This window comes from Microbacterium sp. AC026, assembly GCF_979258475.1.
On sequence record NZ_OZ409857.1, the window covers coordinates 1,462,830 to 1,482,114 of the forward strand.

Genomic DNA, 19,285 nt, shown 5'->3' on the forward strand with positions numbered 1-19,285 from the left:
CTGGGCCTGCGACCTCGTCGCGGGCCCAGCGCTCCGCGCCGTCCGTCGCCTGGCTCGGTCTCGTGCCCTTCGCCGCTTACGTCGTGCTCTTCCTCGCCGTTCCGACCCTCCTCGCGATCGGCTCCGGCTTCTTCACGAAGGACGGGTCGTTCACCTGGTCGAACCTGTCGGCCCTGGCAGACCCCGTCGTCCTCACCACGTTCGCCAACTCCGCCGGCCTGTCGCTGCTGACCGCCGTCGTCGGCGCGATCGCGGGTGCTCTGGTCTGCTATGCCCTGCTCGGCATGAACCCGGACGGCGCCGTGCGCTCGACCGTGGATGCTGCGGCCGGCGTCCTCGCCCAGTTCGGCGGCGTGATGCTCGCCTTCGCCTTCATCGCCACGATCGGCATCCAGGGGGTCGTCACCCTCTTCCTCAAGAACGACCTCGGCATCGACATCTTCGCGAACGGCACGTGGCTCTACGAGCTTCCCGGGCTGATCCTCCCGTACATCTACTTCCAGATCCCGCTCATGGTGATCACCTTCATGCCCGCCCTCGCAGCCCTCAAGCCGCAGTGGGCCGAGGCGAACCTCACGCTCGGCGGCACGCGCGCGAGCTTCTGGCTGCGCATCGGCGTCCCCGTGCTCGCACCCTCGTTCCTCGCGAGCCTCCTGCTGCTCTTCGCGAACGCCTTCTCGTCGTACGCCACCGCCGCCGCCCTCGCCAGTCAGGGTTCGCAGATCGTGCCGCTGCAGATCCGCGCCGCCCTCACGAGCGAGACTCTTCTCGGCCGTGAGAATCTCGCCGGCGCGCTCGCGCTCGGCATGATCGTCATCGTGGGAGTCGTGATGGCCCTGTACTCGCTCATCCAGCGTCGGGCAGCGAGGTGGCAGTCATGAACCGCCTCGGCCCGTCACTCGCGACCCGCTGGATCATCGGCGTGGTCGTCGGCGCATTCTTCGCGATCCCGCTCGTCTCGACCCTGCTCTACACGCTGCGCCAGACCGACGGCAGTCTCGGCCTCGAGCGGTGGGCCGCGCTCTTCGATCCCGCGAAGTCGGCGGCGATCAGGCCGATCTGGATGGGCCTGGGCAACTCCCTGGTCCTCGCGGTCGTGACCGTCGCGATCGTGCTCCTGCTGCTCGCACCGACCATGATCCTGGTGAACCTGCGCTTCGCGAAGCTCAAACCCGTCTTCGAGTTCGCCGTGCTGCTGCCGATCTCGATCCCCGCGATCGTGCTGGTCGTGGGTCTCGCACCGATCTACCTGCAGATCGGACGCACCCTCGGCACCGGCACGTGGACGCTGGCCTTCGCCTACGGCATCACCGTGCTGCCGTTCGCGTACCGTTCGATCCAGGCCTCCATCGACGCCGCCGACCTGCGCACGCTCGCCGAAGCCGCCCGATCCCTCGGCGCCGGCTGGCCTACCGTCGTGCTGAAGGTGCTCGCTCCCAACCTGCGTCAGGGACTCCTCGCGGCGTCTCTGATCTCGATCGCCGTCGTGCTCGGCGAGTTCACGATCGCCTCGCTCCTCAACCGCCAGGTGTTCCAGACGGCCATGGTCGTCGTGCAGAAGCAGGATCCGTACGCTCCGGCGATCTTCACCCTGCTGGCGCTGCTGTTCGTCTTCCTGCTTCTGCTTCTCATCGGCCGCGTCGCCCGCGGCACCGGAAAGGCCCGCTCATGACCCTCCCCCAGACCGCCGACAACATGCTGCTCGCCGAAGCCGGAGAGGGCACGCGCGTGCAACTGCAGGGCATCGTGAAGAGCTACTCGGGCAACACGGTGCTGCACGGCGTCGATCTCGACATCGCCCCCGGTGAGTTCGTCTCGCTGCTCGGCCCCTCCGGCTGCGGCAAGACGACGCTGCTTCGCGTGCTCGCGGGACTCGAGGGGCTCGACAGCGGTGCGGTGCTGCTCGGCGGCAACGATGTCTCGCGGGTGCCCACGAACAAGCGGGACATCGGCATGGTGTTCCAGTCGTACTCCCTGTTCCCGCACCTGCGGGTCGCGGAGAACACGGCGTTCGGGCTGCGTCGCCGCGGCGTCGGCAAGGCCGAGGCGGCAACGCGCGCCCTCGATGCCCTCGCGCTCGTGGGGCTCTCGGACTTCGCCGATCGCTACCCGCATCAGCTCTCCGGAGGTCAGCAGCAGCGCGTCGCGCTCGCCCGCGCTCTGGTCACCGAGCCGAAGGTCCTGCTTCTCGACGAGCCGCTCTCTGCCCTCGATGCGAAGGTGCGGGTGCAGCTGCGCGATGAGATCCGGCGCATCCAGCTGCGGCTCGGCATCACCACAGTGTTCGTCACGCACGACCAGGAGGAGGCCCTCGCGGTCTCCGACCGGATCGCCGTGATGAACGCCGGCACCATCGAGCAGATCGGAACCCCGGAGCAGCTCTACACGACGCCGTCCACGGCGGGCGTCGCCGCCTTCGTCGGGCTCTCGAGCGTCGTCTCGGGTGTCGCCGAGGGTGATCACGTGGTCGTGTGGGGTCAGAAGCTTCCCCTGCAGTCGCCGGCCGACGGGCCCGTCGACGTGTATCTGCGCCCGGAGAACGTGCACTTCGCATCCGAGGCCGATGCCGCGACCGATGCGCTGGTGCAGGAGAGCACGTTCCTCGGCAGCATGCGCCGCACGCTCGTGCGCACCGAATCAGGCGAGCTGGTGCGCCTCCAGCACGCTCCGGGCATCCACCCGGCCTTCGGCGATCGCGTGCGGATCGCCGTCGCTCCCGAGCCCGTCGCCGTGCATCCGCGCGGCTGACCGAGCCCTATCGCTGGCGCAGTACTCCGAGATACCGTGATGCTCGAGGGCCTCGTGCCCTCCTCACCGTCGAGAAAGGACACCTCATGGCAGGCACGTTCGAGCTGTACACCGACAAGTCCGGCGAGTACCGGTTCCGCCTCAAGTCCGGCAACGGCGAGGTGATCGCGATCAGCGAGGGCTACTCGTCGAAATCGTCCGCGCTGAACGGCATCGACTCGGTGCGCCGCAATGCCGTGGATGCCGAGGTCGTGGAGGCCTGACCTCGCACCGCACTCTCCGCACACGAGACCCCCTCGCGCTGACTCAGCAGGAGGGGGTCTCGTCGTGACAGGTGAGACGCGAACTCAGAGGACGCGAGCCAGGAAGTCCTGCGTACGCGGATGCTGCGGGTTCGCGAGCACCTCGCGCGGGTCACCCTCTTCGACGATGTAGCCGCCGTCCATGAAGATCAGACGTGATCCGACCTCGCGGGCGAAGCCCATCTCGTGCGTGACGACGAGCATCGTCATGCCCTCGTCCGCGAGCGAGCGCATGACCTGCAGCACCTCGCCGACGAGCTCGGGGTCGAGCGCCGACGTCGGCTCGTCGAACAGCATCATGTCCGGGTTCATGCACAGCGCCCGCGCGATCGCGACACGCTGCTGCTGACCGCCCGACAGGTGTCCGGGAAAGGCGTCCGCCTTCTCGGCGAGCCCGACGCGTCCGAGCATCTCCTTCGCGACCCGCTCAGCCTCAGCCTTGGACCGCTTCTTCACGCGCTGCTGCGCGATCATGAGGTTGCCCATCACATCGAGGTGGGGGAAGAGGTTGAAGCTCTGGAACACCATGCCGATGCGGGTGCGCACCCGGTCGATGTCGACATCGGGATCAGTGATGTCGATCCCCTCGATGAGCACCTTGCCGCCGGTCGGCTCCTCGAGCAGGTTCACCGAGCGCAGCAGCGTCGACTTGCCCGAGCCCGACGGGCCGATGATGCAGACGACCTCTCCGGCGGTGACGGTGAGGTCGATGCCCTTGAGCACCTCGTTGTCGCCGAAGCTCTTCACGAGCCCCTGCAGGTCGATCGCGGGGGCGTGGACGTCAATCAGATCGGTGATCATCGCTGCCTCGACATCCTTCGTTCCAGGTACGCACTGAAGCGCGTGAGGGGGATCGTCACGATCAGGTAGAGGGCCGCCGCCATGATGAGCGGCGTTCCGTTCGCGTTCTGCGTGCTCGCGTCACGCGCGAAGTTCGTCAGCTCCTTCGACCAGATGAAGGAACCTGCCACGAAGAGCAGCGACGTGTCCTTCAGCAGCAGGACGAACTCGTTGGTCAGCGGCGGGATGATGATGCGGAACCCCTGCGGGACCACGATCCAGAACGTCGTCTTCATGGGCGACATGCCGAGCGAACGTGCCGCCTCGGTCTGCCCCTTCGGAACGGCCTGGATGCCGGCGCGGATCGTCTCGGCCATGTACGCCGATGCGACCAGGATCAGACCGATCAGGCCGAGCACGACCGGGCCGCCGAGCTTCGTGCCTGGCACGCCGAGTCCGATCGGCAGGATGAACGCGATGGCGAAGATCGTGAGGATCGCGGGAAGCCCGCGGAAGAGCTCGATCCATGCCGTCGCGATCCATCGGAAGGGTCCGATGGACGACAGCTTCAGCAGCGCGAGCACGACGCCGAGCAGCAGACCGCCGGCGAACGCGACGGCCGTGAACCACAGAGTGTTCACGAGCGCCGTGGTGATGATGCCCGGAAGCATCTTCGCCGCGACCTCCGGGTTGAAATACAGCTGCGCGATGCGGGCCCAGTCGGTGCTGACGATCAGCCAGACGGCGACCGCGATCAGCACCGCATAGACGGTGTACCGATACAGCTTGCTCTTCGTGGTGCGCCTCAACGCCATTGTCAAGGTCTCCCTGTCCTACGTCGCTCGCCGATTACTTCGCGGTGAAGTAGGTGTCGTAGATCGTCTGGTAGTCGCCGCTGTCGCGGAGATCCTGCAGCGCGCCGTCGATCGCCTCGCGCAGAGCATCCTTCTCGCCCTTCGCGTATGCGAAACCGTACGACTCGCCGGTCTCGTACTCCTCGACGATCTTGTACGCGCTGTCGGCCTTCTCGTGCTCGAGGTTCACCGGCTGGTCCTGAAGGATCGCGTCGATCTGTCCGGCCTGCATCGCGGGCCACAGCTCTCCGTCGGAGGGGTACTGGACGAGTTCTGCGCCCTCGGCGTTCTCGGTCGCGTAGGCCTCTCCGGTGGTGCCCTGCTGCACGCCGACGTTCTTGCCCGAGAGATCGTCGATCGATTCGATGCCCGAGTCGGTGCGCACGAGCAGCGACTGCAGCGACTCGTAGTACGGCTCGGAGAAGTCGATGTTCGCCTTGCGCTCGTCGGTGATCGTCATGGCCGAGGCGCCGACGTCGCACTGTCCGGCGGCGAGCGTGGTGCCCGACTGCAGCGCGTCGAATCCGACGTCCTGCACCGAGAGCTTCAGGTCGAGCTCCTTCGCGATCGCGTCGAGCAGGTCGATGTCGAAGCCGGTGTAACCCGTGCCGTTGTCGCCGCCCTCGAACTCGAACGGTGCGTAAGGGATGTCGGAGCAGACCGTCAGGGTGCCCGCCTCGATGAGGTCGTACTCGTCGCCGGCCGCAGGCTCACCCGATCCCGCGTCACTGCCGCCGGTCGCGCATCCGGCGAGGGCGAGGGTGGCGGTCGCGGCGAGCGCGATCCCGGCGATGATGTTGCGACGCTGCATGTCAGCTCCTGAAGGACGAGGGTGTGGTTCCCCACGGACGGGTAGGAGAACATCTAAACATGCACCACCGGGCCGAACCCGCCGTCGGCCGCCTTCTGCGGATCACATTTGTGTTGCAAGTGTGACCGAATATGACGGGCGTGTTACGCACGATGCGGCACCGATCGTTCACCTTGCCTGAGTATCCTCTGTGCCGACACCCCGAGCCGACACGCTCCGGACTCAGAGGAGACCCGATCATGGCAAAGAAGACCTCAGCACAGCGCACCGCCGAAGCCGCTCTCGACGCGGCGAAGGATGCGGCGAAGGACGCGAAGAAGCTGATCAAGTCCCTGCCCAAGAAGGACGCCAAGAAGCTGAAGCCTCTCGTCGAGGACGCGAAGGACGCGGCGAAAGTCTCGAAGAAGAAGGTCGCGGACCGGCCCAAGAAGGTCGCGAAGTCGGCGACCGCGGCGACCGCGCGCCTCACCCAGGCCACCGCACGTCTGGAGGCCGAGAAGAAGGCGTCGGACAGGAAGTCCGCCGCGAAGAAGGACCAGAAGAAGGCCGACAAGAAGTCCGCCGTCGAGCCGACGCCGGATGCGAAGCAGCCGGCCCCGAAGAAGGCCCCCAGAAGGCCGAGACGAAGAAGGCCGTGGCCAAGAAGGCCGTGGTCGCGGCTCCGACCGTCGAGCCGACGGTCACGATCACGACCCCGACGTCGGCACCCGCACTGGCACCAGCAGCAGCACCAGCACCCGCACCTGCACCGGCACCAACAGAGACCTCTGCAGCGGCACCGGAGCTCAGCGCGCTGACCCTGGTCCAGCTGCGCGCCCGCGCCCGCGCCGAGGGCCGCACCGGATACTCGCGCCTGACGAAGGCCGCTCTGCTCGACCTCCTTGCGCGCTGACGTGCAGGAGGCGCTCGACCGGGGCGCCGACGCGCCTCCTCCCCGCACGCTGATCGACATCCTTCAGGAGACGACCCGGCGATATCCCGACGCCTCGGCCATCGAGGACGCGGACGGGGCGCTCAGCTACGCCGAGTTGCTCGCGCATGTCTGGCGTACGGCGGCCCTGCTGCACGAGAGAGGCGTGCGCCGCGGCGACCGCGTCGGCATCCGCATGTCGTCCGGACACCGCGAGCTGTACATCGCGATCCTCGGCACCATCGCGGCGGGCGCCGCCTATGTCCCCGTCGATGCCGACGACCCGCAGGAGCGTGCCGATCTCGTGTTCCACGAGGCCCGCATCGCGGGCACGATCACCGACGCCGGCTACATGCCGGCCGGGGCGACCGAGGCGGTCGATCTCCTCGGCGGCGAGTCACCTCATCCGCGCACCTCCGCGATCCCGATCGTCGCGCCGCCGACTGTCGACGACGACGCCTGGATCATCTTCACCTCCGGGTCGACCGGCGTGCCCAAGGGCGTCGCGGTCTCGCACCGTTCGGCCGCGGCCTTCGTCGACGCCGAGGCACGTCTGTTCCTCCAGGCCGCACCGCTGAGTCCCGGTGATCGCGTGCTCGCAGGCCTCTCGGTCGCCTTCGACGCGTCCTGTGAGGAGATGTGGCTCGCGTGGGGCCACGGCGCCTGCCTGGTGCCCGCACCGCGAGCTCTCGTGCGCTCGGGCGAAGACCTGGGGCCGTGGCTGCTCGGCCACGGCATCACCGTCGTCTCGACGGTGCCGACGCTCGCCGCCCTCTGGCCGCAGGACGCGATCGAGAACGTGCGCCTGCTGATCTTCGGCGGGGAGGCCTGCCCGCCCGAGCTCGTCGCCCGGTTGGCGTCGGACGGACGTGAGGTATGGAACACCTACGGCCCGACCGAGGCCACGGTGGTGGCCTGCGCCTCGCTGATGGAAGGCACAGGTCCGGTGCGCATCGGCCTCCCGCTCGACGGGTGGTCGCTCGCCGTGGTCGATGCTGACGGACAGCGCGTCGCCGAAGGCGAGACCGGCGAGCTGATCATCGGCGGAGTCGGTCTCGCCCGGTACCTCGACCCTGCGAAGGATGCCGAGAAGTACGCGCGCATGCCCACTCTCGGCTGGGACCGGGCCTACCGCTCCGGCGACGTCGTGCGGGTCGAGTCCGAGGGACTGATCTTCCAGGGTCGCGCCGATGACCAGGTCAAGATCGGCGGCCGCCGCATCGAGCTCGGCGAGGTCGAGGCGGCGCTGCAGGCGCTGAGCTCCGTCTCGGCGGCGACCGTGGTGGTGCAGAAGACCGAGACGGGCATGCCGATCCTCGTCGGCTATGTCGTGCCCGACGAGGGGTTCGACCGGCAGGTGGCGCGTGGTGAGCTCTCGGAGACGCTTCCCGCTCCGCTGATCCCCCTGCTCGCCATCGTCGACGACCTGCCCGTCCGCACGTCCGGGAAGGTCGACAAGGCGGCTCTCCCCTGGCCGCTCGATTCCGGCGACGCGAACGACTCGTCCCTGTCCGGCACGGCGGCGTGGCTCGCCGAGCAGTGGTTCGCCGTGCTCGGCGTGCGCCCGGGCGACGAGGACGCCGACTTCTTCCAGCTCGGCGGCGGGTCGCTCGCGGCCGCCCAGCTGGTCTCCCGCCTGCGCACCCGGGCGCCGGAGTTCACGATGACCGACGTCTACGATCTGCCGCGGCTGCGCCAGATGTCGGATGCCGTCGACGATGAGGCCGATGATGAGGACGCCGAGGAACGCGTCTTCAGCCAGCCCGTCCCGACCCCCCGACGGATGCAGTGGGTGCAGACGATCGCGGGTCTCCCGCTGTTCGTGTTCACCGGCATCCGCTGGCTGCTGTACCTGCTCGCCGCGAGCTGGCTCCTGCGGCTGTCCCCCGGATTCGAATTCCTGCCCGCTGTTCCGGTGTGGACGATCATCGTCGGCCTGCTGATCTTCGTCACCCCGGTGGGGAAGATGACGATCGCCGCCGTCGCCGCGCGTCTGCTGCTCGCCGGACTCCGCCCTGGCGACTATCCGCGCGGCGGCGGAGTGCATCTGCGTCTGTGGCTCGCGGAGCAGATCGCCCAGCAGGTCGACCCGGTCGGCCTGGCCGGTGCTCCCTGGGTCGTCTACTACGCACGAGCTCTCGGCGCCCGCATCCACAGAGATGTCGATCTGCACACCGTCCCGCCGATCACGGGCATGCTCGACATCGGCTCCGGAGCCTCCGTCGAGCCCGAGGTCGACCTCACCGGCTATTGGATCGATGGCGACACCGTGCGCATCGGCGGCATCCGCATCGGCGCGGGAGCGACCATCGGCGCCCGCAGCACCCTCGCCCCCGGCACGAAGATCGGTCGCGGCGCCGAGATCGCACCCGGCTCGGCCGTGTTCGGTCGGGTCCGCGCCGGGCAGCGCTGGGCAGGATCGCCGGCGGCACGCGTCGGCGGAGTGTCGCGGCCGTTCGCGGAGGGCCGCCCACCCAGCCGCACCCGGTGGTTGTGGGCCTACGCCGTCTCCTCCGCCGCGCTCGGCGTCCTCCCTGTCCTCTCGCTCGCCGCCGGCGCCTGGGTGCTCGCGCTGGGCATGCGCGGGTCCGACTCCCTGACAGCGGCCGTCCCGAGCATCCTGGCGCTGCTGGTTCCCGCAGTGCTGCTCGCCGGATTCGTGTTCGCCGGTCTCGTGCTCGTCTTCGTGCGTGTGCTCGGAGCCGGTCTCGGCGAAGGCGTGTACCCGGTGCGCTCGCGCATCGCCTGGCAGGCGTGGACGACCGAGCGTCTGCTCGATTCCGCCCGTACCTTCCTCTTCCCGCTGTACTCGAGTAGTGCCACTCCCTTCTGGCTCAGGGCCCTCGGGGCCGAGGTCGGGCGCGACGTCGAGGCGTCGACCGTGCTGCTCATCCCGAAGCTCACGACCATCGCCGACGGAGCGTTCCTCGCCGACGACACCATGGTCGCGACCTACGAGCTGCAGGGCGGATGGATGCGGCTGGGCACCGCGCGCATCGGCAAGCGCGCGTTCCTCGGCAACTCCGGCATGGCCGCCGGTGGGCACAACGTGCCTCGCGACGGCCTCGTCGCCGTCCTGTCCGTCGCTCCGCCCAAGGCCAAGGCGGGCTCATCGTGGCTGGGCTCGCCCGCCGCGCGACTGCGCCGTGTGGTGAACGACTCCGATCTCGAGCGCACTTATCGCCCGCGCCCGGGACTCCGCCTCGCGCGGGCTCTGTGGGAGCTGTGCCGCATCATCCCGGTGTTCGTGACCTGCGCGATCGGAGTGAGTGTGATGCTCACGCTCGCCGCGGTGGTCGAGGCCTGGGGACTCGCATGGGCCGTGCTGCTCTCGAGCGCCGTGATGCTCGCCGCAGGCGCCTTCGCCGCTCTGATCACCACCGCCGCCAAGTGGCTGATCGTGGGGCCGATCCGTGCCGGCGAGCATCCGCTCTGGTCGAGCTTCGTGTGGCGCACGGAGGTGTCGGACACCTTCACGGAGATGGTGGCCGCACCCTGGTTCGCCAATGCCGCATCGGGCACTCCTGCACTCGCCATCTGGCTGCGCACCCTCGGCGCGAAGATCGGCCGAGGCGTCTGGACCGACAGCTATTGGCTGCCCGAGCCCGACCTGGTCACCCTCGGGGACGGTGCGACCGTGAACCGCGGATGTGTGGTTCAGACGCATCTGTTCCATGATCGAGTGATGAGCATCGACGCAGTGACCCTCGAGAGTGGTGCGACCCTCGGTCCGCACAGCGTGATCCTGCCCGCGGCCACGATCGGATCGGATGCCACGGTCGGGCCCGCCTCACTCGTGATGCGGGGCGAGTTCGTGCCGATCGGCAGTCGATGGAGCGGCAACCCCATCGGGCCGTGGCGTGCCGTCAAAGTGCGCTCCTACCAGGCCTCGAACGCATGACCGTCGACCCCTACACCCCGCACAGCGGCGATCGGCGCTACGGGGTGCTGCACTACGACCTGGCCATCGACTATCGCGTGACCACGAACCGCATCGCGGGCACGGCGACGATCCGACTGCAGATGCAGGAATCGGCGAAGCACGTCTCGTTCGACCTCGTCGGGCTCAATGTCACGAAGGTGCGGGTCGTCGGTGATCGCGCCGCCTCGTTCAGACAGGACGACAGGCGGCTCAAAGTGGTCTTCGGGGGCGAGCGGGCGAGCGGTCAGGAGCTCACGGTCGCGGTCGAGTACTCCGGTTCTCCGTCGCCCCGGCGCACTCGATGGGGGCTCCTCGGGTGGGAAGAACTCGAAGACGGCGTGCTCGTCGCGTCGCAGCCGACCGGCGCGCCGACCTGGTTCCCCTGCAACGACCTGCCCTCGGACAAGGCGACTTATCGGTTGGAGTTCACGGCCGATCCCGAGTACACCGTGGTCAGCGGCGGTGCAGCCACGCGATCGACGCAGCGCGGTCGCACCCGATGGATCTTCGAGCAGCCGGTGCCGACCGCGACATACCTGATGACCGTGCAGATCGGCCAGTACGACGATGACAGGGTCGCTCTCGGCACGACTCCCGGGCGTCTGTTCCACCCGCGGGCGCTCGCGGGCCGCGTGCGCTCCGACTTCGCCCCGCTGCCGCACATGATGGAGACGTTCGTCGAAGCCTTCGGCACGTATCCCTACGAGTCCTACAAGGTCGTCATCACACCCGACGATCTCGAGATCCCCCTCGAAGCGCAGGGCATGGCGATCTTCGGTGCCAATCACGTGGACGGAGCCGGGGGCAGCGAGCGCCTCATCGCGCATGAGCTCGCGCACCAGTGGTTCGGCAACAGCGTCGGCGTCGCCCGCTGGCGGGACATCTGGCTGAACGAGGGATTCGCCTGCTACGCCGAGTGGCTGTGGTCGGAAGCGTCCGGCGCGTCGACCGCCCACGAGAACGCTCTGGCCCATCACGCGGCCCTCCGCGGCCTTCCCCAGGATCTGCTGCTCTCGGATCCCGGTCCGAACGACATGTTCGACGATCGCGTCTACAAGCGCGGCGCCCTCACCCTGCATGCCCTGCGACTCACGATCGGCGATGAGCGGTTCTTCGCTCTGACGCGGGAGTGGACCGCGCGGTTCGCGCGACTCGCTGTCACCAGCGACGACTTCCTCGGCCTCGTCGGCGAGGTGGCCGACGACCGGGCGCGCACCCTGGTGCGGACCTGGATCGACGAACTCCCGCTGCCCGCACTTCCTGCATCCCGGTCCTGAGACCGAGCGGGATCACCCCGAGCGACGCTCAGCACGTACCCCGGTGGGCCGACCAGCGTCGTGACGTCGATCGTGGCGGCACGACCCGGAAGCGCTGCCGACCACACGCAGGGATCCGTGTTCGCGCGCGGTCGGAGGAGCACCTCTGACGGCTCTGTCTCGAATCCGCGACCATCCGCCTTGACCGCCGCCTCGATGCGCGTCCACCCCGCGAGATCCGGGGCGGCGCCGTCAGGGAACATCGTTCGCAGCTCGTCGACCCGGCCGGCCGCAGATGCCTGCTCGACATCGACGCCGAGCGACGCCGCAGTCCCCACCGCTGCCGGAGCCACTGCGACGACGACGAGACCCTCCGCATGACTCACGCTGAGCAAGACGCCGTCGGCGCGCGGCCGACCATGGTCCGCCCCGCACCTGGCACAGCGGCTCGAGATGACGACGTCGTGCGTTCCGGTGATCCTGCGCACGAGGGCGCGCATCAGTGCCCTGCCGGCGAGGAACGCCTGGGCACGGCTGCCGCTCAGCTCGCGGAGGCGTTCCCGCTGACCCATCGCTGCGGCATCGGCTTCAGTGAAATCGTGCAGCTGCGAGGGCGATGCCCAGGCGATCGTGATGTCATGCCAGGTGGTCTCGCCTGCGATTCCCCCTGCGCTCATCACACCGAGAACCGCCGATCAGAGGTTCAGAGTTCGAAGTCGACGGCCACACGGGAGGCGACGACCGAGCGCACATACGCCACGACCTCTTCGTGCGCCGGGTGCACCTGATACTCCTCGAGAGCAGCGATCGAATCGACGTCCGCGACGAGGGTGACGTCCCAGTTCGCGTCGGGATAGGCGACGTTCGCGCCCGCGGTGATCGAGCGCAGCTGCGGCACGACGCCGTCGAGAGCGTTCAGACGACGGGCGACCTCGGCGGCCTGCTCGGCGCGTGTCGCCGCATCGTCGGCTGCGAGCTTCCAGGTGACGACGTGACGGATCATCGGGCTTCCTTCTCGAGTGCGTCCTGCTGCACGGCTGATTCGAGCGCGTCGCGCAGTCGGTCGGCGGACAGACGCCAGTGCGCGTGCAGGTCGCCGTCGATCAGGACGACGGGGATCTTCTCCCACCACAGCTCGTAGAGCACAGGATCGTCGGCGATCGAGGCCTCCACGATCTCGATGCGCTCGGCTGCCGCGTCAGGCAGGTCGGCGACGACGGCGTCGATGATCTCGGACGCGACATCGCAGAGATGGCAGTCCGGCTTGCCGATGAGGGTCAGCGTGGTCACGCCGACGGCACCTCGATATCGCGGCCCTGCGCGATCCACTCGCCCGTTCCGCCCTCGACGTTGGTGGCGTCGTATCCGCGGGACTCGAGCGCTTCGACGACGCGCGCCGACCGCCCACCCGCTTGGCAGATGACGTCGAACGACTCTGCGGGCAGCTCTTCGAGCCGGTTGCCGATCTCGGACATCGGGATGTTGACGGCCCCGGGCACGTGACCGGCGGCGAACTCATCCACCTCTCGGACATCGATGAGCGGGGTGTTCGACCGCTCGGCGAGCTCGGTGACGGTGATCGACTTCATGGCATGCTCCTGCGACGAGTGGGAAACCGGGGGCAGAGACACAAAGCGCCCGTCCGGAGACAGGCGCTCGTGTCTGGTCGCTTACTTCTTGTTGCGACGCTGGTGGCGAGTCTTACGAAGCAGCTTGCGGTGCTTCTTCTTCGCCATGCGCTTGCGGCGCTTCTTGATGACAGAACCCACGGAAACCTCACTAAGTCAGTGGCTGGGTGTCGTCGGTGACGGACACCCGGGTACGGGCACGGAAAAATGCCTCGGATCAGTCTAGCAAACCGTGGAGCTTCCGCTGCACGCGCTCACGAGACGACGCCGAGGACGTCAGCCGACGTCGGCTATCGGTCGCTGCAGGGCCTCGGCGACCGCGGATTCCGGAACACGGAAACTGCGACCGAAGCGGATGGCTGGCAGCTCCCCAGCGTGCACCATCCGATAGACCGTCATCTTCGACACACGCATGAGTTCGGCGACCTCGGCCACCGTAAGGAACCGGACATCTGGAACCTCGGGCATCCCACGTACCCCTTTCTGGATTGTGTGCACACTCTATGGGCAAGGTGGGACACGTGTAAACCCATGTGGCCTGTGTGATCAGTGTGCATCCCCGATGGTCGCGAAGGCGCGCACGGGAAAGGTCCCGAATCGGCGCATGGCCCGCGGAACGGGCGACGTCACAGCGGAGACATAGGAGGTATGCCGGAACCGCTCAGACTGCCCTGCGAGGCTGACCACACGACTCACGATGGCACCATCCGAGTCACGCGGGCTGGGGCCCGCGGCCTCGCCCCTGACGACACGCCCCCGATCGTCAGGGGCGATGTGTGTCTCCGGCCGCGATCAGCCGCCGAGGCGCTTGAGGGCCGTCGCGACCACGTGCTTCGCCGATGCCGCGGCGCGGCCGACGACCTCGGCCGCGTGTGCGGCTCCGTCGGGCAGCGGCAGTCCGGGGTAGTCGATGTCGGGTGCGTCGTCGCCGTAGGCATCCATGAGGAAGGGCACGAGCCAGTCGTCGACGACCTCGAGCGGCTCGACGGCCAAGCTGTAGAAACGACGCTGCCCGTCTTCGCGGACGCTGACCAGCTCGGCCTCGCGCAGGACCTTCAGATGCTTCGAGACGGTCGGCTGGCTGATGCCGAGGTCGGCGACGATCTGGCTCACGCTCGTTCCGGCGTCCCCTTCGGCGGTGCGTCGCAGGAGAAGCTGGAGAATGTCTCGCCTCGTACCGTCTGCGATCACGTCGAAGATGTCCGTCATGTGATCAGGGTAGTCGTCCCCGGCACGGAGTACCATGACGAAGGCTCGGCGATCAGCGCCGTGCATCCGCGTACGTCGGAGCAGGAAGATCGAAGGGGGACGCGATGTCGGGCATCGTTTCGGCGTCGTCGCCTCGACAGCGTCTCCAGAACGCCGCCTCCTGGGGCAAGCACATCATCACGTCGTCGCCCTCGCGCTTCGCGATCGTCATCTTCGCGCTGCTCATCCTGGTCTTCACGGTGCTGCTCTCGCTGCCGATCGCCTCGGCCTCGCGCACGGTCACGCCGTTGGCCGATGCACTGTTCACCGCGGTCTCCACCATCTGCGTCACGGGACTCGCGACCGTCGACATGGCGACGTACTGGTCGCCCTTCGGTCACGTGCTGATCTTCATCGGCGTCAACATCGGCGCGCTCGGCGTTCTCACCCTCGCCTCGTTGATGGGCATGCTCATCTCCAAGAGACTGGGACTCCGCGCCAAGCTCCTCGCCGCGGGAGACACCAACCCCCTTCGCGCGCACGGTGGCGTGGTGAACGAGAGCCAGACCGTCCGGCTGGGCGAGGTCGGTCAGCTCCTGACGACCGTGGCCGTCTCCGCGCTGATCATCGAGGGCGTGCTCGCGGTCCTCCTCTACCCCGCACTCGTGATGGCCGGGGTCGAGCCGATCGCAGCGCTCTGGGAGGCCCCCTACTTCGCCGCGATGGCCTTCACCAACACCGGCTTCGCGCCGAATGCCGGCGGAGTCGCCGTGTTCGCCGACGACTATCTGGTCCTCACGCTGCTGATGGCAGGCGTGTTCCTCGGCAGCATCGGCTTTCCGGTGATCTACACCCTGGCCAAGCACGTGTGGCACGTGAAGAAGTGGTCGCTGCACACCAAGCTCACCCTGGTCACCACGGTGCTGCTCTTCGTGCTCGGCGCCGCCGTCTTCCTGATCCTCGAGTACGCGAACCCGAAGACGTTCGGGTCGATGGATGCCGCGGACACGACCTTCCAGGCGTTCTTCCTGTCCGCGATGACGAGGTCGGGCGGCTTCAACGTGATCGAGATGGACGATCTGAACGGCTCATCCCTCCTCGCCGCGAGCATGCTGATGTTCGTCGGCGGCGGCTCGGCCTCCACCGCAGGCGGAATCAAGGTGACGACCCTCGCGGTGCTCGCGATCGCGGTGTGGTCCGAGGCCAAGGGCCGTCAGTCCGTCGAGGCGTTCGGCCGTCGCATCCCCAGCGACGTGCAGCGCGTCGCGTTGAGCGTCGTCGCCTGGGGAGCCACGATCGTGGCACTCTCGACGATCATCATCGCCCAGATCACCAAGGCGGACATCAGCCACGTCCTCTTCGACGTCATCTCGGCTTTCGCCACCGTCGGACTCTCGACCGGCCTCACCGCCGATCTCCCCGACGCCGGTTCGTACGTCCTCGCGACCACCATCTTCATGGGGCGCGTTGGTACAGTGACTCTCGCCGCGGCCGTCGCCGCGACATCGCGAACGCAGTACTACTCACTGCCCGTGGAAAGGCCGATCGTTGGTTGAAGTCCTCCGGGGCGACGCTCCCGTCCTCGTCATCGGTCTCGGCCGGTTCGGTGCCGCCTGCGCAGGCGAACTCGATCGTCTCGACCGCGAGGTCCTGGCGATCGACGACAACCTCGAGCTCGTGCAGAAATGGTCGGACCGCGTCACGCACACGGTGCAGGCCGACGCCAAGAACATCGACGCCCTGCGGCAGATCGGCGCGCAGGACTTCCAGGTCGCCGTCGTCGCCGTCGGTTCGTCGATCGAGGCGTCGGTGCTGATCACCGCGAACCTCGTCGACCTCAAGGTGCCACAGATCTGGGCCAAGGCGGTCTCGCAGTCGCACGGCAAGATCCTCGCCCGCGTCGGAGCCAACCACGTCATCTACCCCGAGCGAGAAGCCGGTGAGCGCGTCGCGCACCTCGTCTCCGGGCGGATGCTCGACTTCATCCGCTTCGACGACGACTTCGTGCTGGCCAAGATGTACCCGCCGAAGTTCATCCGCGGCGTGGGTCTGAACGAGTCGGGCGTGCGCAGCAAGTACAAGGTCACGGTCGTGGGAGTGAAGAGCCCGGGCAAGCCGTTCCGCTACGCCGAGGCGAACACGATCGTCACCAACCACGATCTGATCATCGTCTCGGGCACCAACAGCGACATCGAGCGCTTCGCCGCCCTCGACCGCTGACCGGCATCCGCGCGACGGACGTCAGGCGTCGATGTCGAGCGCGATCTCGACGAGGTCGTCGACGCCGACGCCCTCACGGTCTTGCAGGGCCTTCTTGATCGGCACGATGTAGCCGCCGTCCTTGGGCCAGAGGGCGGTGGTCACCGTCGTGTCGCCGATCGTGACGGATGCGGGGATCATCCCCCATCCGTAGGTGACGACGCTCGCGACCTCACCGATCATCTCGCTCTCCGCCGGCGGCACGGTGACGAAATGGAACGGCGCGGGACCGCGCCAGAACCAGATCTCCCCCGAGAACCGCAGCTGCATGTCAGGCTCCGGCCGCGAGTTCCTTCGCGCGGGCGAGCGCGGCAGCGGCGGCATCCGCGAAGGTGCGATCGAGGTGCGCGTCCTGCAGCACCGCCACGGCCTTCTCGGTGGTGCCCTTGGGGCTCGTGACCCTGCGGCGGAGCTCGGACGGCTCCTCACCTGACGCATCGAGCAGCGCAGTGGCGCCGATGAAGGTCTGCTCCACCATGACCCGCGCGTCGCTCTCGCTGAAGCCCATTCCGACGGCTGCCTTCGTCAGCTCCTCGATGAGCAGGTAGACGTAGGCGGGGCCGGAACCCGAGATCGTCGAGAGGGCGTCGATCTGCGATTCGGGAACCTCGACGACCGCACCCACGGTGGCGAAGAGGCGGTGCACGAGGGCGAGATCGTCGTCGGATGCCGCTGCCCCCGCGGCCAGACCGGTGACTCCTTTGCCAACTGTCGAGGGCGTGTTCGGCATCGATCGGATGACCCGCACGTCGGCGCCGAGGTTGTCGGCGAAGGTCTGGAGCGTGACTCCCGCAGCCAGGCTCACGACGATCGCGTCGTCGGCCAGATGCGAGGCGATCTCGCGCAGCAGATCGGGCACCATCGCGGGCTTCACCCCGACGAGGACGATGCGAGCCTTCGCGACCGCATCCGCGTTGCCGTCGGTGGTCTCGGACAGGGCGATGCTCCTGACCCCGTCGAGGTCGGCGAGGGCCGCCGCCTTCTCGGGCGTGCGGTTCGTCGCGGTGATTCCCCCGTCGACCTGGATGCCGGATGCGACCACCCCTCGGAGGATCGCGCCGCCCATCGATCCGGCACCGAGGAACGCGAGAGCGGGAAGCGAGTCAGCCATGTCGCCATCCTACGGCGGGCGCACCAGGCGACCACGGACGAGCCGATCTAGACTCGACGCATGAGTGCATCCGGCGGCGGCAAGGCCATTCTCGCGGCGTTCCTGGCGAACCTGGGCATAGCCCTGGCGAAGTTCCTCGCGTGGGCGCTGTCGGGATCCGCATCCATGCTCGCCGAGGCGATCCACTCGGTCGCCGACTCCGGCAACCAGCTGCTGCTCATGCTGGGCGGACGCAAGGCGAAGCGCGAGGCGGACAGGGCGCACCCCTTCGGCTACGGGCGGGAACGGTACGTCTACGCGTTCGTGGTGTCGATCATCCTGTTCTCCGTCGGAGGTCTGTTCGCGATCTACGAGGCGATCGACAAGCTCACGCACCCGCATGAACTCGACAAGACGTGGTGGTGGCTGCCGATCGTCGTGTTGGTGGTCGCGATCGGCCTCGAGTCGTTCTCGCTGCGCACCGCCGTCAGAGAGAGCAATCTCGTCCGTGACACGGGCCAGTCCTGGGTGTCGTTCGTGCGCCGCGCGAAGGCGCCGGAGCTCCCCGTCGTGCTCCTCGAGGACGTCGGGGCACTCACCGGTCTCACGTTCGCACTGCTCGGCGTCGGGCTCACCGTGATCACCGGAAACCCGCTGTTCGACGCACTCGGCACATTGATGATCGGCATCCTGCTCGTGCTCATCGCGATCGTGCTCGGCGTCGAGACGAAGAGCCTCCTCGTGGGCGAGGGCGCCACGCAGGCCGATCACGATCGCATCGTCGACGCGATCAACGCGGGCGACGAGATCGAGAAGATCATCCACATGAAGACCCTCTACCTGGGCCCGGACGAGCTCATGGTCGCGGCGAAGATCGCACTCAACGCGAACAAGCCGCTGCGCGAGGCAGCTGTCGACATCGATGCGATCGAGGCCCGCATCCGCGAGGCTCTTCCGATCGCACGCGTGATCTACATCGAGCCCGACGTGTACCGGCCGTCGCTCGACCCCGAGCCGTCGACCGACGTCTTCGTGCTCAAGTCCTCCGACTGATCGCTCGCGGGGTGCCGTGGCCGTCAGCGCCGCTGCTCGAAGAAGCTCCGCAGCAGGGCCGTGGCGGCATCCGCTTCGACCCCGCCGACGACCTCGGCGCGGTACGGCAGCCGACGGTCGCGCAGCACGTCGTACATGGAGCCGGCGGCCCCCGCCTTGTCGTCCCACGCGCCGAAGACGACGCGGCCGATCCGCGCCTGCAGGATCGCCCCCGCGCACATGATGCAGGGCTCGAGGGTCACGACGAGGGTGTGGCCGTCGAGATTCCACGAGCCGACGGATGCCGCGGCCGACCGCAGCGCCGCGATCTCGGCGTGCCCCGTGGGGTCGTGGGTCGCCTCACGATGATTACGTCCTTCGGCGATGATCCGGCCCTCTGCGTCGAGCACCACCGCGCCGACCGGGATCTCCGAGGCCGCCGACGCCTCGGCCGCGAGCTCGAGCGCGCGTCGCATCGCACGGGCGTCGGAGGCGGTCATGCGTC

General features: G+C 68.1%; 22 protein-coding genes. 10 read left to right on the top strand and 12 right to left on the bottom strand.

Features of this window, described 5'->3' with window-relative positions; all coding sequences use genetic code 11:
• Positions 1 to 62 precede the first annotated feature (62 nt).
• From ACZZ93_RS07360 to ACZZ93_RS07375, 4 genes are all read left to right on the top strand, one after another.
• On the top strand, positions 63 to 881 hold the full coding sequence (locus ACZZ93_RS07360) for an ABC transporter permease (RefSeq protein WP_363519958.1): 819 nt from the start codon (positions 63 to 65) through the stop codon (positions 879 to 881).
• A complete protein-coding gene (locus ACZZ93_RS07365) occupies positions 878 to 1,672 on the top strand; it encodes an ABC transporter permease (RefSeq protein WP_072590800.1) in 795 nt (264 codons plus the stop codon). The genes ACZZ93_RS07360 and ACZZ93_RS07365 overlap by 4 nt, the downstream gene beginning before the upstream one ends.
• Entirely contained in the window at positions 1,669 to 2,748 is a 1,080-nt protein-coding gene (locus tag ACZZ93_RS07370; protein ID WP_056277111.1) for an ABC transporter ATP-binding protein, read from the top strand. The genes ACZZ93_RS07365 and ACZZ93_RS07370 overlap by 4 nt, the downstream gene beginning before the upstream one ends.
• 86 nt (positions 2,749 to 2,834) lie before the next feature.
• The gene (locus tag ACZZ93_RS07375) at positions 2,835 to 3,011 is read left to right on the top strand and encodes a YegP family protein (RefSeq protein ID WP_463510775.1); all 177 of its coding nucleotides are present in this window, start codon (positions 2,835 to 2,837) and stop codon (positions 3,009 to 3,011) included.
• 84 nt (positions 3,012 to 3,095) lie between these two features.
• On the opposite strand, the gene ACZZ93_RS07380 is transcribed toward ACZZ93_RS07375, so the two are convergent.
• The 3 genes from ACZZ93_RS07380 to ACZZ93_RS07390 are packed head-to-tail and all read right to left on the bottom strand — an operon-like array spanning position 3,096 to position 5,495.
• Positions 3,096 to 3,851 (bottom strand): amino acid ABC transporter ATP-binding protein, encoded by a 756-nt coding sequence (locus ACZZ93_RS07380; RefSeq protein ID WP_053098859.1) that lies wholly within the window; start codon positions 3,849 to 3,851, stop codon positions 3,096 to 3,098.
• Positions 3,848 to 4,645, bottom strand: coding sequence for an amino acid ABC transporter permease (locus tag ACZZ93_RS07385; RefSeq protein ID WP_053098858.1), 798 nt, complete (start codon positions 4,643 to 4,645; stop codon positions 3,848 to 3,850). The genes ACZZ93_RS07380 and ACZZ93_RS07385 overlap by 4 nt, the downstream gene beginning before the upstream one ends.
• A gap of 34 nt (positions 4,646 to 4,679) precedes the next feature.
• Positions 4,680 to 5,495 carry a transporter substrate-binding domain-containing protein gene (locus tag ACZZ93_RS07390; RefSeq protein WP_053098857.1) on the bottom strand — a complete coding sequence of 272 codons (816 nt, stop codon included), beginning with the start codon at positions 5,493 to 5,495 and terminating at the stop codon, positions 4,680 to 4,682.
• 239 nt (positions 5,496 to 5,734) lie between these two features.
• Between ACZZ93_RS07390 and ACZZ93_RS07395 the strand changes: the two genes are divergently transcribed.
• The 3 genes from ACZZ93_RS07395 to ACZZ93_RS07405 all read left to right on the top strand — a co-directional run bounded on the left by ACZZ93_RS07395 (position 5,735) and on the right by ACZZ93_RS07405 (position 11,604).
• Complete coding sequence (locus ACZZ93_RS07395; RefSeq protein ID WP_463510776.1) at positions 5,735 to 6,292, top strand: hypothetical protein; 558 nt, start codon at positions 5,735 to 5,737, stop codon at positions 6,290 to 6,292.
• Between the two features lie 84 nt (positions 6,293 to 6,376).
• Positions 6,377 to 10,306: a Pls/PosA family non-ribosomal peptide synthetase gene (locus tag ACZZ93_RS07400; protein WP_463510777.1), complete on the top strand. Its 3,930-nt coding sequence runs from the start codon at positions 6,377 to 6,379 to the stop codon at positions 10,304 to 10,306.
• Entirely contained in the window at positions 10,303 to 11,604 is a 1,302-nt protein-coding gene (locus tag ACZZ93_RS07405) for a M1 family metallopeptidase (protein ID WP_463510778.1), read from the top strand. Before ACZZ93_RS07400 ends, ACZZ93_RS07405 begins: the two co-directional genes overlap by 4 nt.
• Positions 11,605 to 12,286: 682 nt before the next feature.
• Here the strand turns inward: ACZZ93_RS07405 and ACZZ93_RS07410 are convergent.
• The 6 genes from ACZZ93_RS07410 to ACZZ93_RS07435 all read right to left on the bottom strand — a co-directional run bounded on the left by ACZZ93_RS07410 (position 12,287) and on the right by ACZZ93_RS07435 (position 14,420).
• Positions 12,287 to 12,586: a Dabb family protein gene (locus tag ACZZ93_RS07410; protein ID WP_053098852.1), complete on the bottom strand. Its 300-nt coding sequence runs from the start codon at positions 12,584 to 12,586 to the stop codon at positions 12,287 to 12,289.
• Entirely contained in the window at positions 12,583 to 12,873 is a 291-nt protein-coding gene (locus tag ACZZ93_RS07415) for a glutaredoxin family protein (protein WP_053098851.1), read from the bottom strand. Before ACZZ93_RS07415 ends, ACZZ93_RS07410 begins: the two co-directional genes overlap by 4 nt.
• Positions 12,870 to 13,172, bottom strand: a complete 303-nt coding sequence (locus ACZZ93_RS07420; RefSeq protein ID WP_053098850.1) for a rhodanese-like domain-containing protein — start codon at positions 13,170 to 13,172, stop codon at positions 12,870 to 12,872. Before ACZZ93_RS07420 ends, ACZZ93_RS07415 begins: the two co-directional genes overlap by 4 nt.
• A gap of 81 nt (positions 13,173 to 13,253) precedes the next feature.
• Complete coding sequence (locus ACZZ93_RS07425) at positions 13,254 to 13,352, bottom strand: 30S ribosomal protein bS22 (RefSeq protein WP_003792170.1); 99 nt, start codon at positions 13,350 to 13,352, stop codon at positions 13,254 to 13,256.
• Between the two features lie 135 nt (positions 13,353 to 13,487).
• Positions 13,488 to 13,679 carry a helix-turn-helix domain-containing protein gene (locus tag ACZZ93_RS07430; protein WP_053098849.1) on the bottom strand — a complete coding sequence of 64 codons (192 nt, stop codon included), beginning with the start codon at positions 13,677 to 13,679 and terminating at the stop codon, positions 13,488 to 13,490.
• Between the two features lie 324 nt (positions 13,680 to 14,003).
• On the bottom strand, positions 14,004 to 14,420 hold the full coding sequence (locus tag ACZZ93_RS07435; protein ID WP_053099390.1) for an ArsR/SmtB family transcription factor: 417 nt from the start codon (positions 14,418 to 14,420) through the stop codon (positions 14,004 to 14,006).
• Between the two features lie 104 nt (positions 14,421 to 14,524).
• Between ACZZ93_RS07435 and ACZZ93_RS07440 the strand changes: the two genes are divergently transcribed.
• Positions 14,525 to 15,955, top strand: coding sequence for a TrkH family potassium uptake protein (locus tag ACZZ93_RS07440; protein WP_053098848.1), 1,431 nt, complete (start codon positions 14,525 to 14,527; stop codon positions 15,953 to 15,955).
• Positions 15,948 to 16,619 (top strand): potassium channel family protein, encoded by a 672-nt coding sequence (locus ACZZ93_RS07445; protein ID WP_047520565.1) that lies wholly within the window; start codon positions 15,948 to 15,950, stop codon positions 16,617 to 16,619. Before ACZZ93_RS07440 ends, ACZZ93_RS07445 begins: the two co-directional genes overlap by 8 nt.
• A 21-nt stretch (positions 16,620 to 16,640) precedes the next feature.
• Here ACZZ93_RS07445 and ACZZ93_RS07450 read toward each other — a convergent pair whose 3' ends face one another.
• Together ACZZ93_RS07450 and proC are read right to left on the bottom strand one after the other, a co-directional pair.
• Positions 16,641 to 16,928 carry a DUF1905 domain-containing protein gene (locus tag ACZZ93_RS07450; RefSeq protein WP_053098847.1) on the bottom strand — a complete coding sequence of 96 codons (288 nt, stop codon included), beginning with the start codon at positions 16,926 to 16,928 and terminating at the stop codon, positions 16,641 to 16,643.
• A 1-nt stretch (position 16,929) separates the two neighbouring features.
• Positions 16,930 to 17,769, bottom strand: a complete 840-nt coding sequence (gene proC / locus ACZZ93_RS07455; RefSeq protein ID WP_400340329.1) for a pyrroline-5-carboxylate reductase — start codon at positions 17,767 to 17,769, stop codon at positions 16,930 to 16,932.
• A gap of 60 nt (positions 17,770 to 17,829) precedes the next feature.
• On the opposite strand from proC, the gene ACZZ93_RS07460 reads away from it, so the two are divergent.
• Positions 17,830 to 18,801: a cation diffusion facilitator family transporter gene (locus ACZZ93_RS07460; protein WP_072590790.1), complete on the top strand. Its 972-nt coding sequence runs from the start codon at positions 17,830 to 17,832 to the stop codon at positions 18,799 to 18,801.
• A 23-nt stretch (positions 18,802 to 18,824) separates the two neighbouring features.
• On the opposite strand, the gene tadA is transcribed toward ACZZ93_RS07460, so the two are convergent.
• Positions 18,825 to 19,280, bottom strand: coding sequence for a tRNA adenosine(34) deaminase TadA (tadA, locus tag ACZZ93_RS07465; protein WP_056277087.1), 456 nt, complete (start codon positions 19,278 to 19,280; stop codon positions 18,825 to 18,827).
• Between the last annotated feature and the right edge of the window lie 5 nt (positions 19,281 to 19,285).

What these genes read in the sequence shown, in the direction of transcription:
- ACZZ93_RS07370 (WP_056277111.1), top strand. Translation starts at nt 1,669, where the DNA reads ATGACCCTCCCCCAGACCGCCGACAACATGCTGCTCGCCGAAGCCGGA.
- ACZZ93_RS07420 (WP_053098850.1), bottom strand. Translation starts at nt 13,172, where the DNA reads ATGAAGTCGATCACCGTCACCGAGCTCGCCGAGCGGTCGAACACCCCG.
- ACZZ93_RS07450 (WP_053098847.1), bottom strand. Translation starts at nt 16,928, where the DNA reads ATGCAGCTGCGGTTCTCGGGGGAGATCTGGTTCTGGCGCGGTCCCGCG.
- ACZZ93_RS07395 (WP_463510776.1), top strand. Translation starts at nt 5,735, where the DNA reads ATGGCAAAGAAGACCTCAGCACAGCGCACCGCCGAAGCCGCTCTCGAC.
- ACZZ93_RS07405 (WP_463510778.1), top strand. Translation starts at nt 10,303, where the DNA reads ATGACCGTCGACCCCTACACCCCGCACAGCGGCGATCGGCGCTACGGG.
- tadA (WP_056277087.1), bottom strand. Translation starts at nt 19,280, where the DNA reads ATGACCGCCTCCGACGCCCGTGCGATGCGACGCGCGCTCGAGCTCGCG.
- ACZZ93_RS07385 (WP_053098858.1), bottom strand. Translation starts at nt 4,645, where the DNA reads ATGGCGTTGAGGCGCACCACGAAGAGCAAGCTGTATCGGTACACCGTC.
- ACZZ93_RS07435 (WP_053099390.1), bottom strand. Translation starts at nt 14,420, where the DNA reads ATGACGGACATCTTCGACGTGATCGCAGACGGTACGAGGCGAGACATT.
- ACZZ93_RS07390 (WP_053098857.1), bottom strand. Translation starts at nt 5,495, where the DNA reads ATGCAGCGTCGCAACATCATCGCCGGGATCGCGCTCGCCGCGACCGCC.
- ACZZ93_RS07440 (WP_053098848.1), top strand. Translation starts at nt 14,525, where the DNA reads ATGTCGGGCATCGTTTCGGCGTCGTCGCCTCGACAGCGTCTCCAGAAC.
- proC (WP_400340329.1), bottom strand. Translation starts at nt 17,769, where the DNA reads ATGGCTGACTCGCTTCCCGCTCTCGCGTTCCTCGGTGCCGGATCGATG.
- ACZZ93_RS07430 (WP_053098849.1), bottom strand. Translation starts at nt 13,679, where the DNA reads ATGCCCGAGGTTCCAGATGTCCGGTTCCTTACGGTGGCCGAGGTCGCC.
- ACZZ93_RS07380 (WP_053098859.1), bottom strand. Translation starts at nt 3,851, where the DNA reads ATGATCACCGATCTGATTGACGTCCACGCCCCCGCGATCGACCTGCAG.
- ACZZ93_RS07460 (WP_072590790.1), top strand. Translation starts at nt 17,830, where the DNA reads ATGAGTGCATCCGGCGGCGGCAAGGCCATTCTCGCGGCGTTCCTGGCG.
- ACZZ93_RS07365 (WP_072590800.1), top strand. Translation starts at nt 878, where the DNA reads ATGAACCGCCTCGGCCCGTCACTCGCGACCCGCTGGATCATCGGCGTG.
- ACZZ93_RS07410 (WP_053098852.1), bottom strand. Translation starts at nt 12,586, where the DNA reads ATGATCCGTCACGTCGTCACCTGGAAGCTCGCAGCCGACGATGCGGCG.
- ACZZ93_RS07375 (WP_463510775.1), top strand. Translation starts at nt 2,835, where the DNA reads ATGGCAGGCACGTTCGAGCTGTACACCGACAAGTCCGGCGAGTACCGG.